Genomic DNA, 16,730 nt, shown 5'->3' on the forward strand with positions numbered 1-16,730 from the left:
GACAGACTAAGCCGATGAGCGGCGCGCAGGCTGAAAGAATGGGTATATGCCAAACGCGTGGACACCGACCAGCCCGAGCCGTGTCATTCACGCCAACAACCTCGACGTGCTGCCGGGCCTGCCCGATGGCGCCTTCACCCTGATCTACCTCGACCCGCCGTTCAACACCGGTCGCTCGCAGAAACGGCAGAGCACCACCTCCATACGGTCGGTCTCTGCCGACGGCTCGCACGCGGTCGGCACGATCACGGGGTTCAAGGGCCAGCGTTACGAGCGCATCAAGGGTGACCTGCTGGGCTATGACGATCAGTTCGAAGATTATTGGGCCTTTCTGGAACCGCGCCTGATCGAGGCTTGGCGCCTGCTCGCCGACGACGGCACGCTCTATCTGCACCTCGACTACCGCGAAGCGCACTATGCCAAGGTGCTGCTCGACGCCCTGTTCGGCCGGGAATGCTTTCTCAACGAACTCATCTGGGCTTACGACTACGGTGCGAAATCCAAGAACAAGTGGCCCACCAAGCACGACACGATTTTGGTCTACGTGAAAAATCCGGCCCGGTATTACTTCGACTCGACGACCGTCGACCGGGAGCCGTACATGGCGCCCGGCTTGGTCACGCCAGAAAAAGTGGCCAAGGGAAAACTGCCGACGGATGTTTGGTGGCATACGATCGTCTCTCCCACCGGCAAGGAGAAAACCGGCTACCCCACGCAGAAACCGATCGGAATTCTGCGTCGCATCATCCAGGCGTCCAGCCGTGAGGGGGATTGGGTGCTCGACTTCTTCGCCGGCAGCGGCACCACCGGCACGGTCGCCGCCGCGCTCGACCGACGCTTCGTGCTCATCGACCAGAACCCGGAGGCGTTCAGCGTGATGCGCGCCCGGTTCGCGCCGGTTTCCGGCGTTCAATTTCTTGAGACAACCGCCGAGAAACACTGAGATTTCGCAGTCTCACCGAGCCCCGGCAGGGTGCAACGTACAACGGCAGCGCTCGCGGCACTCGTTAGAGACGCTGGCACCCCTACCTCAGAGTGCCCCGATCGCTGACGAGTGCCGCGATCGCTGACGAGTGCCGCGATCGCTGACGAGTGCCGCCACCGCTGACGAGTGCCGCCACCGCTGACGAGTGCCGCCAGAAGCGGATGCCGCCAACGGGCGGCATCCGCTCGCCTGCCGCCGCTCAGCCCGCGTGCGCCGCTCGTATGTGCGCCGCGAACATGCTTCCGCTGTCTTTCACCGTGCGCTCAAGGGTGTCGTAGTCGACGCGCACGATGCCGAAGCGCTTCTCGTAGCCATAGGACCACTCGAAGTTGTCGAGCAGCGACCAGACGAAGTATCCGCGCACGTCGGCGCCGGCCGCGATGGCCTCACCCACCTTGTTGACGTGCGCCACGATGTACTCCGTGCGCTCGGCGTCGTGCACGGCGCCATCGGCGCTCACCACGTCGTCGTAGGCGGCGCCGTTCTCGGTGACATAGAGCGGCGGGAGCCGGTCATATTCTTTGCCGAGCCGCCCGAGCAACAGACGCAGTCCGTCGGGGTTGACCTCCCAGTCCATCGCGGTGCGCGGCAGTCCGCGGCTGGGAAAGCTGATGTACTCCGACCCGATCCACGGCGACCCGACCGAACGGGCGGCGCCGCCGGCGTGCGAGTCGTTCGCCGAGGCATCCGCGTGCCCGCTCACGAGGTCGTCGTGATAATGGTTGACGCCGAGAAAATCGAGCGGGGCGGCGATGATCTCGAGGTCGTCCGAGTGGATGATCTCGGCCAGGCCGAACGGCTCGAGGTCGCGCAGGGTGTCCTCGGGGTAGGCACCATGCAGCAGCGGGTCGAGAAAGATGCGGTTGGCCAGCGAGTCGAGCCGCCGGGCCGCTTCGATGTCGACCGCGTCGGTGGCATCGCGCGGCACGGCGTTGGTGAGGTTGAGCGTGATCCCCAGGTTCTGGGCGCCCGCTGAGCGCAGCGCATTGACCGCGAGCCCGTGCGCGAGGTGCTGGTGGTGCACGGCAGCGATCGCCGCCCGCCCGTCCTGGCGGCCCGGCGCGTGCACGCCCGATCCGTAGCCGAGCAGCGAGGAGCAGAACGGTTCGTTGAAGGTAGTCCAGTGGGTGACTCGATCGCCGAGCGCGGAGTAGACATCCGTTGCATAGTCGACAAAACGGTAGGCGGTGTCGCGGTTGGCCCAGCCACCCTTCTCCTCCAGTGCCTGCGGCAGGTCCCAGTGATACAGGGTGAGCCAGGGCAGAATACCCGCGCCGAGCAGTTCGTCGACGAGCCGGGAATAGAAGTCGAGCCCTTCCGGGTTCACGGCGCGGTCGCCCGGACGCACCCGCGCCCAGCTGGTGGAAAAACGGTAGGAGTCGAGGCCGAGTGAGGCCATGAGCGCCACGTCGGCGGGCATTCGGTGGTAATGATCCACGGCGGTCTCCAAGTCGTCGCCGCCCGCGATGGCGCCCGGAACCTGCGCGAACGCGTCCCAGATTGAGTCTTCCTTGCCGCCGGCATGGCCGGCGCCCTCGATCTGCGCGGCGGCCGTCGCCGACCCCCAGAGAAATCCGTGCGGCCAGGGGAACGGTGTGGGTGCGATCTGCGACATGACGTCACGCTATCCTGCCGTGCGGCATCCAGCCAACGTTGTGGACCTTGCCTGCCAAGCCCGCGTGCCTCAGTGCGGACATCCGGTCGAAACGGGCCTGCGCTCGGGTGGAACCGGAATTTTTACCGCATATCTCCGCAGTTGTGCACGTGGCATCCAGAACTCTGATAATCGTCGCGGCTAAGCTCGAATCATGCTGCAGAACAACGAACCCACGGAGGCCGACCAGCGGCGTCTCCGCCGCCGGTTTTTGATCGGCGTCATCATCGTCGGAGTGCTCGTCGCCCTCGCGGCGATCGGGCTCTATCTGAGTGCCGCCTTCAATGCTTAGGCCGTCCACCGTTCCCAGAAAAATCGAAGTGAGTACACCATGCAGCTGACCCGGTGGCAGCTACTCGGCCTCACGTCGGCCGTCGGAGCCGTGCTCGCCGTCGGCGCGACCGCGCTCGTCGTGCAGGCCCTCGAGGGTTCCGCCGACTCTGCAAAGACCGCTCAGACCGCGGATGCCGCCACTCCCGTCACAACGGAGCAACCGGCTCGTCCCACCCCCACCGAGTCTGCTATCGCGGCGCCGGTCGCGGCAACACCGGCTGGGGGCGCCGCCGTAACGGCCCAGCTGGACTACCTTCTCGCGCACTGGAAGCTCGAAAACTACAACTCCGCAGAGTGGGGAGTGCTCGGTGAGAATGACTGCGTCAACTTCGCCAGCCAGGCCATGATCGCCCGCGGCTGGACCATGGACGCTGTCTGGTCGAGTCCGAAGAACGGCAACGCCTATGACGCTTCAGCGGCCTGGCGCAGCTCGACCGCCTTCATGAAGTACATCGCGGCGACCGGCAAGGCCGTAGCCCTGACCGATCAGCAGCGCGACCAGGTCAAGGTCGGCGACATCGCGCAATTCGACTGGGACAACACCGGCGACCGTGACCACACCGGGATCGTCACCAAGGTCGAGAAAGCCGGCGACACCGTCTCGATCTTCTTTGCCGGGCACACCTTGGATTCCGACTATCGTTCGGTCGACACGGCGATCACGGTGGATCACCCGGGCGGCACTGCGTACTACTGGAGCGTTCCCTAGGCGATCGCGTCGTCGACTATGGCTTTGGCCTCGGCCTGCACCAGGGCCAGGTGCTCCGGGCCGAGGAAGGACTCGGCGTAGATTTTGTAGACGTCTTCGGTGCCGCTGGGCCGGGCCGCGAACCAGGCGTTCTCGGTCGTTACCTTGACGCCGCCGATGGCAGCGCCGTTGCCCGGGGCGACGCTGAACGCGCCGGTGATCTTCTCGCCGGCGAGCTCGGTGGCCGTGATCATCGAGCCGTCGAGTTTGGCCAGGGCGGCCTTCTGCGCGGGCGTGGCGGCGGCATCCACTCGGGCATACGAGGGCGCGCCGAAGTGCTCGGTCAGTTCCGCGTAGCGCTGGCTCGGGGTCTTGCCGGTCACCGCGAGAATCTCGGAGGCGAGCAGGGCGAGCAGAATACCGTCCTTGTCGGTGGTCCAGACGGTGCCGTCAAAGCGCACGAAACTCGCTCCGGCGCTCTCTTCACCGCCGAAAGCGACGGAACCGTCGATGAGGCCGGGCACGAACCATTTGAAACCAACGGGCACCTCCCACAGGTCGCGGCCGAGAAAGCCGGTCACCCGGTCGATCATCGTCGACGAGACGAGGGTCTTACCCACCGCAGCGTCGGGCCTCCAGCCTTCGCGGTGGCTGTACAGGTAGTCGATGGCGACGGCCAGAAAGTGGTTCGGGTTCATCAGGCCGCCGTCGGGCGTCACGATGCCGTGCCGGTCGGCGTCAGCGTCGTTGCCGGTGAGAATGTCGTACTCATCCTTGTGGGCGACAACGGATGCCATCACTGACGCACTCGAGGGATCCATCCGGATCTTCTCATCCCAATCCAGGGTCATGAAGCGCCAGGTCGGGTCGACTTTCGGGTTGACTACGACCAAGTCGATCTCATAACGGTCACGGATGGCGCCCCAGTAGCCCACGCTTGCGCCGCCGAGCGGGTCGGCCCCGATGCGGATTCCGCTGGTGCGGATGGCCTGCATGTCGATGATGTTCTCGAGGTCGTTCACGTAGTTGCCGCGAAAGTCGTAGGTTTCCAGGGCGCTGGGTTCGCTCATCAGTACGCCATCGAGACCATGAGCGATGAGTTCGTTGGCCCGGTTAGCGATCCACGAGGTGGCATCGCTGTCGGCCGGACCGCCGTGTGGCGGGTTGTACTTGAAGCCGCCATCCATCGGTGGGTTGTGGCTCGGGGTGACGACGATGCCGTCGGCCAGGTCGCCGTGCTCGGCGCGGTTGTAGGCCAAAATCGCGTGCGACAGGGACGGGGTGGGCACGTAGTCGTCGAACTCGTCTACGAGCACGCGCACGCCGTTGGCGACGAGCACCTCGAGGGCGGTCGTGTACGCCGGACCGCTCAGGGCGTGCGGGTCGGTGCCGATGAACAGCGGGCCGGTGATGCCCTGACCGGCGCGATATTCCACGATCGCCTGCGTCGTGGCACTGATGTGATCCTCGTTGAAGGCGGTGTTCAGTGAACTGCCGCGGTGCCCGGAGGTGCCGAAGACGACCCGTTGGGCCGGCACCGTGACATCCGGTTTCAGGTCGTAATAGGCCTTGACCAGCCCATCAACGTCGATCAAATCAGATTCCTGGGCGCGGGTTCCTGCTCGTTGGCTCATGAGCACAGTCTGGCACCCCCGGTAGGCTGTCAGCCATGCCCGACTCGCCGAATCCGCTCCAAGCCCAGACTTACAGCTATCTCGGCCCGGCCGGCACCTTCACTGAAGCGGCGCTCGCCCAGGTTCCGGGCGCCCGCGGCCAGATCTGGCGTCCGGTCAACAACGTCGGTGAGGCCTTCGCCGATGTCGTGAGCGGCCGCAGCCTGGCGGCAATGATCGCCATCGAGAACTCGGTCGACGGCGGAGTCACGGCCACGCAGGATGCCCTCGCGAGCGTGCCAAACCTGCGCATCATCGGCGAATACCTGGTGCCCGTGAACTTCGTACTGGTCGCCCGCCCCGGCACAACGTTGAACGACGTGCGCGTCATCAACGCGCATCCGGTCGCCTATGGGCAGTGCCGCAATTGGCTCGAACGCACCCTGCCGAGCCATGGGCACATTCCCGCGTCGAGCAACGTCACTGCGGCGTCGTCACTCCTGGACAACGCGCAAGCGGATGCCGCGATCGCCCCGCCCGGCATCGACAAGCACCACGACGTCGTTGTCCTGGCGTCAGAAATCGGTGACAACCCGAACGCGGTGACCCGGTTCGTGCTTGTCGCCCGCGGCAACGAGCTCACCGCGCCGACCGGAGCCGACAAGACCAGCCTCATCATCGAGCTGCCGAGCGACCGCTCCGGCGCGTTGCTCGACATGCTCGAGCAGTTCGCCACCCGCGGCGTGAACCTCAGTCTCATCCAGTCCCGGCCGATCGGGGATTCCCTCGGCCGTTACCGCTTCGTGGTCGATGCCGACGGTCATATTCTCGACGAGCGCGTCGCCGACGCACTGCTCGGGTTGCGCCGTTTCAGCCCCAAGGTGATCTTTCTCGGGTCCTATCCGCGGGCAGACCAGCGCAAGATCGAGTTCACGTCCCGCTACGACGACGGCATCTTCATCGAGGCTCGCGACTGGTTGCGCGGGCTGATCGCGGGGGAGCCGACCCAATGACCGATCCGCGCTTTGACCCGGAGCACGATGCCCGCTATCAGCGTGGCTATGAGCCCGGTGACTCGGTGGATTCCACTAGCGCGGCGATGACCGAGCTGTTCGCGCCCACTCCTTCCAACCAGCCAGAAGCATCCGTCGACACAGACGGGCGCAACCCGGGTGCGATCCCTGTGCCTGCAGACGGTGCAGCTGACGACGACGAGCCCCTCGATCAATTCGAGCCGCGTAATCCGTTCATCATTGCCCTGTGGTTTATTGGGCCAGCTCTCATCATCGGTGGGCTGATCCTGCAGGTGCGCACGATTACGAGCACCTATTTCAGCTCCGGCTTCTCGGGATCCTCGAACGCGGAGGTGCCGATCGAGATAGTGATGCAGCAGTTGACTTACACCTTCGCACCCGCAATGATCTCCACCGGTCTGCTCACCGTTGTTGGCCTGCTGTTCGTCCACGCCCTGCGGTGGCGTTTTCGATCGTCGCGACCATAGCCAGTTCCGCTATCTGACTCAGGCCGGCACGCGCACGATGAGCGCGCCGGCATCGGCGTGCAGGCGCACCTTCTGCACCAGACCGAACTCATCGCCGTCCAGTTCGAATTCCTGCACGTGCTCAAGCGCGATACGAATGTCGGGCCCGCGCAGGGTCGTCATCACCCGCTCATTTGACGACTCCGTCGCCGCAATCATGCGTCGCCCCACCGCTGAGCGCCGCAGGACCCCGTTTTCCCAGGTCACCCGCCGCCAGATGGTGAGCCAGCCGAGCATGCCCTTGGGCTGCAGCACGGCAATGTCCAAAATGCCGTCGTCGAGGCGCGCATCGGGCAGAAACTGCAGGTTGCCCGGCAGTAGCCCGCAGTTGGCCACGAGAATGGCGCTCACCTGCGCCGGCCGGTCCGTGCGTCCGGCAACGCTGTAGCGGATGCGAAATGGCCGCGCTTTCGGCAGCGCCCGCGCCACCCCGTCGACGTAGGCGAGCCAGCCCATCTGCTTCTTGAGGTCGTCGCGTGTGTGGGCGATCATCTGCGCGTCGAGCCCGAGCCCGGCCATGACCAGAAAAACGTGCTCTTCTACCGCGCCGGCATCGGTGGTCACGATAGCGACGCCGAGGTCGATGGGCTTGTCGACACCGCTGAACGCGATCGACGTTGCGGCGTCGATGCTGCCGAGCGGGAGCAGCAGGTTGCGGGCGAGCAGATTGCCGGTACCCGATGGCACGATGGCCATGCGCACGCCGGACTCCCGCAACGCCTCGGCGACGGCCCGCACCGTGCCGTCACCGCCGGCCGAGACCACCATAGCGGCGCCGGTATCGAGGGCCCGTTTGGTAGCGGCCTGGCCGACATCGTCGACAGTTGTTTCAAACCATTGCGTCGTACCCCATCCGGCGGACTGCTCCGCTTCGGCCACGCTCGCCCGCAACTTAGCAAGGTCGACCTTGATGGGGTTGTAGACGACGGCAGCATGCTGGGCGAGGTTTTCGGAGGCGCTCACGAGGCTTAGGCTACTGGGTTGGCCTCGCGATTGCCCGATGGTAGTCGCTTGTAGACTGACCGGGTGATTGATCCGGTGCTGTTACGCGAAAACCCTGACCTCTTCAAGCGTTCGCAGGAGGCCCGTGGCGACTCCGTTGAGGCGGTCGATGCCGCGCTTGCTGCCGACGCGGAACGGCGGTCGACGATCACGGCGTTCGAAGACCTGCGCGCCGCGCAAAACCTGTTCGGCAAGAGGGTCGCTGCGGCGCCTGGCGCTGAGAAAAAAGCCCTCGTTGCAGAAGCGCAAAGCCTCGCCGCCGAGGTGAAGGCTGCCGGAGTCATCGCCGGCGAGGCCGACATCCGCTTCACCGCGGTCGTCAAGACCATCGCGAACCCGATCATCGACGGCGTACCGGTCGGCGCCGAAGAAAACTTCGCGACCCTACGCACCCACGGTGAAGCCCCGATCTTCGACTTTGAGCCGCGCGACCACCTCGAACTGGGCGAACTGCTCGGGGCCATCGACATGGCCCGCGGCGCCAAGGTCTCCGGAACCCGCTTCTACTTTTTGAAGGGCATCGGCGCCCGGCTCGAGATCGCCCTCATGAACATGGCGCTCGACCGGGCGCTCGAAGCCGGCTTCGTGCCGCTCATCACCCCCACCCTGGTGCGACCCGAGATCATGGACGGCACCGGCTTTCTCGGCGAACACAATGATGAGGTCTACTACCTGCCCGCCGACGACCTCTACCTCACCGGCACGAGCGAGGTCGCGCTCGCCGGGTACCACAAAGACGAGATCCTCGACCTCTCCGAAGAGCCCCTGCGGTACGCCGGCTGGTCCACCTGCTACCGCCGCGAGGCCGGCTCGGGCGGAAAAGACACCCGTGGCATCATTCGCGTGCACCAGTTCAACAAGCTCGAAATGTTCACCTACGTGCTGCCCGAGAACGCCGAGGCCGAGCATGATCGCCTCGTCGCCCTGCAGGAGGGCATGCTGCAGTCGCTCGGCCTCAGCTACCGGGTTATCGACGTCGCTGCTGGGGACCTCGGCTCGAGCGCGGCCCGCAAGTTCGACATCGAGGCTTGGGTGCCCACCCAGAATGCATACCGTGAGCTCACCAGCACGAGCAACTGCACCACCTATCAGGCGCGCCGGTTGGACATCCGCTATCGAACCGAATCGGGCAAGACCACGCCGGTCGCCACCCTGAACGGTACGCTGGCGACCACTCGCTGGCTCGTGGCCATGCTCGAAACGCACCAGCAAGCGGATGGTTCGGTGCTCGTTCCGAGCGCGCTGCAGCCCTACCTCGGTGGCCTCGAGGTACTCAGGCCGATCCCCGTCAGGGGAACGAAGTGACTGCGGTGTCCATGACCGAGCGGTGGCTCGTCGCCCTCGACATCGACGGAACCACGATGCACGAAGACGGCTCGATCAGCCAGGCCGTGATCGACGAGGTCGCCCGGCTTACCGCTGCAGGACACGAGGTCATGCTGGCCACGGGGCGTTCCGCCGCAGCAGCCCTGCCGGTGCTCGACCGACTCGGCATCTCACCGCGCTATGTCGTCTGTTCCAACGGCGCCATCACCATGCACCGCGACGCCTCAGCGCCCATGGGCTACCGCCGTGAATGGATTGAAACCTTCGACCCCAGCGACGTGCTCATATCGATTCGCGCGCACCTCGGGTCGGCGCGGTTCGCCGTCGAAGACGAGCACGGCTTCTACCGCTATACCGAGCCGATTCCCGATGCCACGATCGGCATGGACAGCGAACGGGTCGATTTCGATGAGCTCTTGAAGCACCAGGCAACCCGCGTGGTCGTCATCTCCCCCGACCACGACATGGAGGATTTTCTCCAGGTGGTCGAGCGCATGGGGCTGAACCGGGTCAGCTACGCCATCGGGTGGACTGCCTGGCTCGACATCGCCCCCGACGGTGTCAATAAGTCCACGGCGATGGAGCGGGTGCGGGTGTCTATTGGTGTCCCCCGCCACCGGGTAATGGCCGTCGGGGATGGTCGCAACGACATCGACATGCTGCAATGGGCTGGCGAATTCGGTCGCGGTGTGGCCATGGGGGAGTCCCCCGATGACGTTCTTGCCGCCGGATCAGAGGTCACCGGCAACGTGGCCATCGATGGCCTCGCCACGGTGTTGCGCACGCTCTGACGGGCATCCAGCCGTTTTTCAGCCGGCTCTGTCAGCCTGTGCAGTCTGCCATCGGCTAGAATCGGGCCAGTTCGCCCAACTGTTTCTACGCTGCATTTTGCGTGGGGGCTCGGGCAACCGGGAGGGCTGTCCGAGCGGCCGATGGAGCCAGTCTTGAAAACTGGTGGGCAGAAATGTCTCGTGGGTTCGAATCCCACGCCCTCCGCAACACCTGTGAAATGCACAACCACCGGCGTACAGCGACTGTCGCCTCAGGGCCGTCCGGCCAGCAACCCGATGAGAGGACATGAGTGAGCGACCAACTTCGCCCCCGCTCGAACGGTTCGCAGAACCTCAAAACCGTTGCGCGTCACGGCCGACTGAAGAAGTCGAATGCTGCCGTCACGGTCGCGAAGTTTCTTGCCGGCAGCCTGGCCGTCGTCCTGGTCAGCGGCTTTTCGGTCGGCGCGATCGCAGCCTATGACGTCGCAGCGAGCGTGCAGCCCAGCGTGCACCTCGCCAATGAGACCGACGGTCCGGTCCCATCGATCGGCGCCATCGACGGCGGCGTGAACATGCTCATCGTCGGCAGTGACAGCCGAGTTGGGCAGGATGCAGCCTTCGGTCCGGAAGACTCCACCGGCGATCTCAACGACGTGACCATGCTGCTGCACATCTCCGAAGACCACAGCAACGCCTCGGTCATCAGCTTTCCCCGCGACCTGTTCGTGCCCATTCCCTCTTGCCCCGACCCCGACGGTGGCTCGTTCCCCGCGATGAGCAGCCAGAAGATCAACACCACGCTCACCTACGGCGGCCTCGCCTGTACCGTGCTAACGGTCGAGAAGCTCACCGGCCTGTCCATTCCGTTTGCGGCCGAAGCGCAGTTCAGTGGGGTCATGGCCATGTCCTCCGCCGTCGGTGGCGTGCCGGTCTGCGTGGCCAGCCGCATCGAAGACGAATATACGGGAACATTCCTCGACCCGGGCGAGCACATGCTCGCCGGGTACGACGCGCTCCAGTTTCTGCGCACCCGCCACGGCGTCGGCGACGGCGGCGATTTGACCCGTATCAACAACCAGCAGTTGTTCATGTCGTCGCTGGTGCGCACGATCAAGAGCGCTGACACCCTCTCGGACCCGGCCAAGGTGTACGCCTTGGCCAAGGCGGTGACGGGCAATATGCGGCTTTCCGACAGTCTCAACAGCGTGACGACCCTCGCGTCGATCGCCGTGGCGCTGAAAGACATCGACCTCGACCAGGTCGTCTTCGCGCAGGTGCCGACCGGGAGCACGACCGGAGGGGTCAAGGCCGTTCAGCCAGCCTTCGACAACCTATTCGAGGCGGTTGCTGCCGATCAACCCCTCGCGCTGAGTGGAACCACCGGCCGCGGCACCGTCGCCGACCCCAACGCTCTCGTCGAAGCCGCTCCCGCCCCAGCTGCGACCACAGATCCCATCGCGACCGATGTTCCAGCCGCGACCGATGCGCCGGTGGCCACGGAAGCCCCCGGAGTCGTCCTATCGGAGTCGGTGACCGGCCAGACCGCCAGCGACTATACCTGTAGCAGGGGACGTACGCTCGAGAACCAGTAGCCGGGCGGGGGCATCCGTTTTTCTGACCCGGTCGTCGTGGTGAGAGCGGATACCCGTGGTACGGCTAAGATAAGAGAGTGTGTTTGCGCAAGCGGATGCCAAGGAGACGTCGCATAGTTCGGCTTAGTGCACCACCCTGCTAAGGTGGAGTACCCTTTACGGGGTACCGTGGGTTCAAATCCCACCGTCTCCGCAGCGAAGAATTCACGTAATTCCGGCGTTTAGTTTACGAAATTCTTGCGGCAACAAAAAACCGGCGATCGCATCGCCGGTTTTCTGCGTTAAGGCGCCGATTTCGAGAGTGCTACCCCCAAGAAACGCTGTGATCGGCGCGCGGTCAGCGGTTAAACACCGCTTCGCCCTGTTTTTGGCAGGGCGAAGCGACTTTTACTGCAGGTAACGGAATTGGTGACGACCGGGCGGCTTAGCTCGGTGGTGGTGACGGCGTCGTGTCGGTGGGTGCCGTCGCCGAAGTGATGTCAGCGCTGGAGTAGCACGTGCTCGTGAAGGACCTGTTCTTCGTGGTGAGGGGCACTCGGGCCAGCTCGCTCTGAATGAACGTCAGAATTTTTCGGATGTTGGCGGAGACGAGTGCAAGGGTGACGGCCAGTGACGCGAAGGTGTTGCCGCGGGCGCGCCGTTTCATGGGGGAGGCGTTGTCTTCGGTCGCGGAGTCCTTGATGAATGCGTTCTGGCTTTCGACGGTGTTGCGCAGGGCGTAGAAACCCTTCCACACTGGGCTTTTGTGGGGGTAGGTCTGCCCGTACTTCAGGGCTTTGTCCTTGGCGGGGTCTTTCCCGGCGGGAATCACGACGGTCTTCTTGCGGATGGGCTCGATAAGTTCACCGGTCTTGTGGTCGACGGCCAAACCGTCGTAGTTCTTAGGGTCAGGGTAGAGGTATCGGCGTGAGCCGTCGGGCCGGCGCTTGCCTTTAGGCTTGGCGCGGTACTTTTCACGTTCGGCGATTCGCTGGTCTCGCAGTTCTTTGGCTTGACGCACGGGGTTTGAGTCGCTGGAGAGGATGGCGTCGTCTTCCGGCGTTTCCTCGTCAACGGGCACGCCGGTGTCAGCAGCCTTCCGGTCCTTTCGGTAGAGGTCGAGGGCGTGAATCAGGTCCTGGGGCATGTAGTTCACGTACCACTGTCCGCCGACTTGGATGAGGTCCTCGTAGAAGGTTGTCTGGCCTTGTTCGTCTTTGTCGTAGTCGAAGACCGGCTTGGCGCCAATTTCGGCCAGAGTGGCCTGCAGAGTGTCGGCTGTGCTGCGGGGCAGGTATGCGCGGTCGGCCATGAAGTGCAGGATGGGGAAGCCGGCGGCGAGGATCGCCGTGACCAACCGGTTGCCCTCCCCGGCAATCATGCCGGGTTTGTGAAAGCTGACGCCGTGGGCGAGCAGGGGAAAGGTTGCGCGTTCCCCCGGCGTGTTGGCGGTCATCGTTGCGATTTCAGCTTCGATGGCCCACGCTCGCTTGTCCTTATACGTGGTTCCGCTGCCATCGTGGTTGCCCTCACGTACGTACCAGCCCCCGTCATAATTAATGCTGCAGTGGGCCCCATTGGGGTTCTTCCTACTTGGGCCGCCGAGCCATCCGTTGTGAGGAATCTGCGTTGCGTCGAGGGCTGTGTTGCCTTTGAATCGGCGGCGGAGTGCTCGAGGCATGAGCGCGATGGACCCGTGGAGCAACCCGTTGCAGAGGGTGGAGAGGCGAGCCTGCTTGACGGCGGTGTCAGCTGGGTCGCGAGCGGCGAGAATCTCCTTGTATTCCTGGCGGCTGGGCAGTTTGCGGCGGTTGCCGGGGAAGGGGTCGATGAGGCGTTGCAGTCTTGAGACGGCCCGCCAGAGGCGGTCGTACCAGAAGGCATGCTCGACGTCGTGAACGCGGATGCCAAGGCTTTCGCGTTCGGCATCCGTCAAACGCAAAATCGTCGCGGCCATGTCGTTGAATCGGAGGTCGCTGTCGATACGCATTTGGATGAGAATCACTGCGAGGGCGGCATGTTCGTCGATGGTCTGCTTGCGGCCTCGGGGAGAGGTGAAGCCGGATTCGTGGCGCCATGTCTTGATAAGCGCACGAACTTTCGCGGACTCAAGAACACGGATTGTCTCGCTCACGTAGACCCGGAGGGGGTCTGTCGTGATGCGGCGCATATACATGGCGTTCGTCATGCCAAATGCCTCGAGCATCCAGGCTTCAGCGTCGTGCACGCGGGCGCGGTCGATGCGCGGAATCACGTGTTCAGCTCCCCGCGCAGGTGCTGACGGTAGGCAACGGTGTCTAGCTTCGGCACAAACTGCAGGAGCCGGGCCAGGTTCTCGAATTTTCCGACGCCGCTGGCGGTCATCAGCGCGCGCATGTCGGTGCGGGCGGCCAGGTGTGTCACGAGCCAGGTCGCTCGCATGCGGTTGGTTTGCGGCCGTGGCATTCCGTGCGGCTGAACGCTTTGATGAATGAACGCGGTGACGAGGTTCTTGCTGTTGTTCTTACGGGTCGGGCTGCCGAACACGCGGTCACCAGCATCGAGGCCGGTGACGGCCACACGCAACCAGGGTTCCCAACGGGCCAGAAGCGGTACGTATCGGGCATTGCTGCCGCGCACGGACACGAGTACGCCGTGGGCATCGAACTGGATATCCTCGCGCCGCGCTTCACATACCTCGTTGGACCACAGGCCGCCCCCGGCGCAGAGCGCCAGCAGAACCGTCGCGTTGCGTTCCCGACCGGGTGTGTTCTGTCCTCTGGCCCAGAACGCGAGCCGGGTCAGGTCCGCATCGGAATAGGGTTCCATGCTGACGCGTGAGTTCAGCGCCGTCAGCTCTGCCTCGGGGCGGTCGGGGAGGAGTATCTCGGAGATGCGCAGCAGGATGGCTCGGTAGTTGCGGCGTGTTCCCTCTGCCTGGTTCATTACCTCGCTGGTGTACCGAGAGATGAGTTCGAGGCGAAAGAGAATCTGCGGCTGCAGCGGGAGGCTGGCGATGTTTACTGCCCAGTCCACGTAGTGCGAGCAGACGATGAGCAGGCGAGACGTCGTGTACGCACAATTGGGTGCGGTGACAGCGACAGCGTCTTCGACGAACTCTCGGATGCGTTCCCACCGCTGCGGCGCTATTTCCATCGAGAATGTCACGGCGGGCCTCGCCGTACGCTACGGAGCTGACCCAGAGCTCACTCTCCGATTCGCAGAGGCTCTCGATCTTTTCTGGAAGGAGCGCCACTCAGACGCTGCACGGATCCTGATCCCCCTGATTGAGGCGAGCGCGCGTGGCCTGCTGCTTCGTCTCGACGTGGCGATCTACCGACTTGAGCGAGGCAATTCATCTGGTCACTTCCCGGCAATGGACTTCTACGTCGACAAGCTCGAGGCGCTTGACTTAGATCACGATTGGATTCGCGCACTAAGAGTTGCACTGCTGTCGCCTGGGTCCAACATGCGCAACATGCGCAACACCGCGGCTCATGGCTTCAGGTTCGATTTTGGAGCAAGCGAAACTGCGATTCTCCTGCGCCTCGCCGGCCTGTTTTGCGCGCTTCCGGCGAAGGTGGATGCGGCGGAGTTGCGAGACCTTCCTCCGAGACCATTGGAGTGGCTGCGGAGGCGCCTTCGCCGCCGACTGGGTTGGGTCTGGCAATAGCCGGTCTCCTTGCAGTGACCACGGTCAGCCGGGCAATAAGACTGGAGCAGTCCCCACGAGTGCTGCCGCCTTCCTTGAACTCGAATCGAACAGGTTCGGGAATCGCTGTAGACATATGGACTGTTATCGGCGGTATCACATTCCACCTGATCGGTCGCGAACTCATCCGCACCGCTTCTTAATACGCGATGTGCCGTCCCCGGGGTTTACAGGCGAACGGGGGCGGGGGGATTGATGTCGGCAAGGCGCTCACGATACTGGGCATATTCCCTATCGGCGTGTTCGTTGCCAATAGAGTGCTTCTCGCGGCCCGATCCGATTTCGTCTCCGCACGCAGGAAATCCGGTGGGGGGCTTTAGTTGGCCGCCCACAGGTGGTCGGCGACCTCGGTCCAGTTCTGTTCGCTGTTGGAGGGTCCGTCGGCAAGCCGCATTTCGGGGCCGTCCTTGAACGCGAAGCCAACGGGCAGCTCGGTCGAGCACGCGCTGGCCGCTTCCACCTCGTCCAAGATGATGAGGCAGGGGTCACCGTCGGAGAGGGCTGCGAAGTATCTGACGCTGTTATCAGTCCAGAGCAGTCGGGTGGTGTCTGCTTTGATGCTTGTGATCACCGAGAAAGCGTCACCAGGCGGCAGCATGTCGACTGAAGATTACGGTACGTTGAAGACGGTAAATGCGTCCGGCGGCGAGCACGAGGTGAGAGCGGATACCGCGAGGACGCATCCGATGAATGTAGCGATTCTTAGTCGAATTGGCTTCATACTCACTCACCGTAACGCCACAGCAACCACGTGCATAGACGTCCCGCAAGGGGAGCCCTTAGTAGGAGGGGATCCTGGCAAAATGTCTGGTTCAGCCCGAATGCCGGCGCAAGTCGCGGCAACCCGCGTTGCGCTTCATTGATCTGCTCGACGACTTCGGTTAACTCAACGCCAGAGCTTTGAGGTCTCCGGAGTACTTCAGCGTGGGGAGGCCATCTTGACTTCGGCAAAGTCGAAGTCGAAGTCGCGGGGACTTGCCTTTGCGAGCAGTTCGGCAAGTTCTCTGCGGACGAGGACCTCACGAAAGTTGTTCCAGCCGTCCCCGAACCACTCAGGGCTCGCCGCGATGTCGACATCGCCGAGGGGCGGCTCGATGCGAAACGGAGGGAGGAGGGCCACCGGGACCGGCATCCATCTCCACCGGTTGCAGCCTGGGCACCGAGCCCCGGCCGAGCCGTGGCGCGCAATCGCCGCGGTACGAAGCCCGTCAGCGTCGAACCACTGGGTGCCGACGGTCGGAATCACGATTTGCTGCGCACTGCCCGGCGAGAATCCGCGCCATTCCAGCGGCCGGAGGTCAAGCGTGAAGCGTGCGGCGGCCTCGTCAGCGAGCGACTGCTCGAGGCAGATGGTGTCGTACCTCCCGTACGGCACCCATCCGCCCGAGATCGTGGCCATACCCGTGCGCTTGAGGGTGAGCGAGCCTTGCTGTTCGCGCAGGGGCATCCCGCAGTCGCGACACCACCCGTCTTCACCGAACATCGGGCCCAGGCCGTATGACGAGTCTGGCCACGGCCACCCACGGTTGCGCTTNGGACGAGTCTGGCCACGGC

The 16,730-nt window shown here is 64.1% G+C and carries 16 protein-coding genes and 2 tRNA genes; 11 read left to right on the forward strand and 7 right to left on the reverse strand.

The features are described 5' to 3' along the window. The first annotated feature begins 46 nt into the window (after nt 1-46). Nucleotides 47-943 carry a site-specific DNA-methyltransferase gene (locus CXY74_RS04150; RefSeq protein WP_104199248.1) on the forward strand — a complete coding sequence of 299 codons (897 nt, stop codon included), beginning with the start codon at nt 47-49 and terminating at the stop codon, nt 941-943. Between the two features lie 241 nt (nt 944-1,184). On the opposite strand, the gene CXY74_RS04155 is transcribed toward CXY74_RS04150, so the two are convergent. Beyond that, nucleotides 1,185-2,600, reverse strand: coding sequence for a GH1 family beta-glucosidase (locus CXY74_RS04155; protein ID WP_104199249.1), 1,416 nt, complete (start codon nt 2,598-2,600; stop codon nt 1,185-1,187). Nucleotides 2,601-2,793: 193 nt separating this feature from the next. Here CXY74_RS04155 and CXY74_RS17495 point away from each other — a divergent pair, with 193 nt between their 5' ends. Both CXY74_RS17495 and CXY74_RS04160 read left to right on the forward strand, forming a co-directional pair. Beyond that, nucleotides 2,794-2,931: a hypothetical protein gene (locus CXY74_RS17495; RefSeq protein WP_158251779.1), complete on the forward strand. Its 138-nt coding sequence runs from the start codon at nt 2,794-2,796 to the stop codon at nt 2,929-2,931. Between the two features lie 39 nt (nt 2,932-2,970). Then, entirely contained in the window at nt 2,971-3,681 is a 711-nt protein-coding gene (locus tag CXY74_RS04160; protein WP_104199250.1) for an amidase domain-containing protein, read from the forward strand. On the opposite strand, the gene pgm is transcribed toward CXY74_RS04160, so the two are convergent. Next, nucleotides 3,678-5,294 (reverse strand): phosphoglucomutase (alpha-D-glucose-1,6-bisphosphate-dependent), encoded by a 1,617-nt coding sequence (gene pgm / locus CXY74_RS04165; RefSeq protein ID WP_104199251.1) that lies wholly within the window; start codon nt 5,292-5,294, stop codon nt 3,678-3,680. The genes CXY74_RS04160 and pgm overlap by 4 nt on opposite strands. A 35-nt stretch (nt 5,295-5,329) precedes the next feature. Between pgm and pheA the strand changes: the two genes are divergently transcribed. Together pheA and CXY74_RS04175 are read left to right on the forward strand one after the other, a co-directional pair. After that, nucleotides 5,330-6,286 (forward strand): prephenate dehydratase, encoded by a 957-nt coding sequence (pheA, locus tag CXY74_RS04170; RefSeq protein WP_104199252.1) that lies wholly within the window; start codon nt 5,330-5,332, stop codon nt 6,284-6,286. Beyond that, nucleotides 6,283-6,774 (forward strand): hypothetical protein, encoded by a 492-nt coding sequence (locus CXY74_RS04175; protein ID WP_104199253.1) that lies wholly within the window; start codon nt 6,283-6,285, stop codon nt 6,772-6,774. The genes pheA and CXY74_RS04175 overlap by 4 nt, the downstream gene beginning before the upstream one ends. An 18-nt stretch (nt 6,775-6,792) precedes the next feature. On the opposite strand, the gene CXY74_RS04180 is transcribed toward CXY74_RS04175, so the two are convergent. Continuing rightward, a complete protein-coding gene (locus CXY74_RS04180) occupies nt 6,793-7,776 on the reverse strand; it encodes a diacylglycerol kinase family protein (protein ID WP_104199254.1) in 984 nt (327 codons plus the stop codon). A gap of 63 nt (nt 7,777-7,839) precedes the next feature. On the opposite strand from CXY74_RS04180, the gene serS reads away from it, so the two are divergent. From serS to CXY74_RS04205, 5 genes are all read left to right on the forward strand, one after another. Continuing rightward, the gene (serS, locus tag CXY74_RS04185) at nt 7,840-9,120 is read left to right on the forward strand and encodes a serine--tRNA ligase (protein WP_104199255.1); all 1,281 of its coding nucleotides are present in this window, start codon (nt 7,840-7,842) and stop codon (nt 9,118-9,120) included. Between the two features lie 11 nt (nt 9,121-9,131). Continuing rightward, the gene (locus CXY74_RS04190) at nt 9,132-9,932 is read left to right on the forward strand and encodes an HAD family hydrolase (protein WP_104199256.1); all 801 of its coding nucleotides are present in this window, start codon (nt 9,132-9,134) and stop codon (nt 9,930-9,932) included. A gap of 120 nt (nt 9,933-10,052) precedes the next feature. Then, a tRNA-Ser gene (locus CXY74_RS04195) sits at nt 10,053-10,137 on the forward strand. Between the two features lie 85 nt (nt 10,138-10,222). Further along, complete coding sequence (locus CXY74_RS04200) at nt 10,223-11,506, forward strand: LCP family protein (protein WP_104199257.1); 1,284 nt, start codon at nt 10,223-10,225, stop codon at nt 11,504-11,506. A gap of 102 nt (nt 11,507-11,608) precedes the next feature. Then, nucleotides 11,609-11,699, forward strand: a tRNA-Ser gene (locus CXY74_RS04205). Between the two features lie 231 nt (nt 11,700-11,930). Here the strand turns inward: CXY74_RS04205 and CXY74_RS04210 are convergent. Continuing rightward, complete coding sequence (locus tag CXY74_RS04210; RefSeq protein WP_104199258.1) at nt 11,931-13,739, reverse strand: hypothetical protein; 1,809 nt, start codon at nt 13,737-13,739, stop codon at nt 11,931-11,933. Next, nucleotides 13,736-14,620, reverse strand: a complete 885-nt coding sequence (locus CXY74_RS04215) for a tyrosine-type recombinase/integrase (RefSeq protein ID WP_146070051.1) — start codon at nt 14,618-14,620, stop codon at nt 13,736-13,738. The genes CXY74_RS04210 and CXY74_RS04215 overlap by 4 nt, the downstream gene beginning before the upstream one ends. Here CXY74_RS04215 and CXY74_RS04220 point away from each other — a divergent pair. Beyond that, the gene (locus CXY74_RS04220) at nt 14,589-15,137 is read left to right on the forward strand and encodes a hypothetical protein (protein ID WP_104199260.1); all 549 of its coding nucleotides are present in this window, start codon (nt 14,589-14,591) and stop codon (nt 15,135-15,137) included. The two genes, CXY74_RS04215 and CXY74_RS04220, sit on opposite strands and share 32 nt — an antisense overlap. A 355-nt stretch (nt 15,138-15,492) precedes the next feature. Here the strand turns inward: CXY74_RS04220 and CXY74_RS04225 are convergent, their stop codons facing one another. Continuing rightward, nucleotides 15,493-15,774: a hypothetical protein gene (locus CXY74_RS04225; RefSeq protein WP_104199261.1), complete on the reverse strand. Its 282-nt coding sequence runs from the start codon at nt 15,772-15,774 to the stop codon at nt 15,493-15,495. A 321-nt stretch (nt 15,775-16,095) separates the two neighbouring features. Beyond that, nucleotides 16,096-16,623, reverse strand: a complete 528-nt coding sequence (locus CXY74_RS04230; RefSeq protein WP_104199262.1) for a hypothetical protein — start codon at nt 16,621-16,623, stop codon at nt 16,096-16,098. Nucleotides 16,624-16,730 lie beyond the last annotated feature (107 nt).

Origin of the sequence: Cryobacterium sp. Y29 (assembly GCF_002929825.1) — a bacterium.
Taxonomy (GTDB): Bacteria; Actinomycetota; Actinomycetes; order Actinomycetales; family Microbacteriaceae; genus Cryobacterium.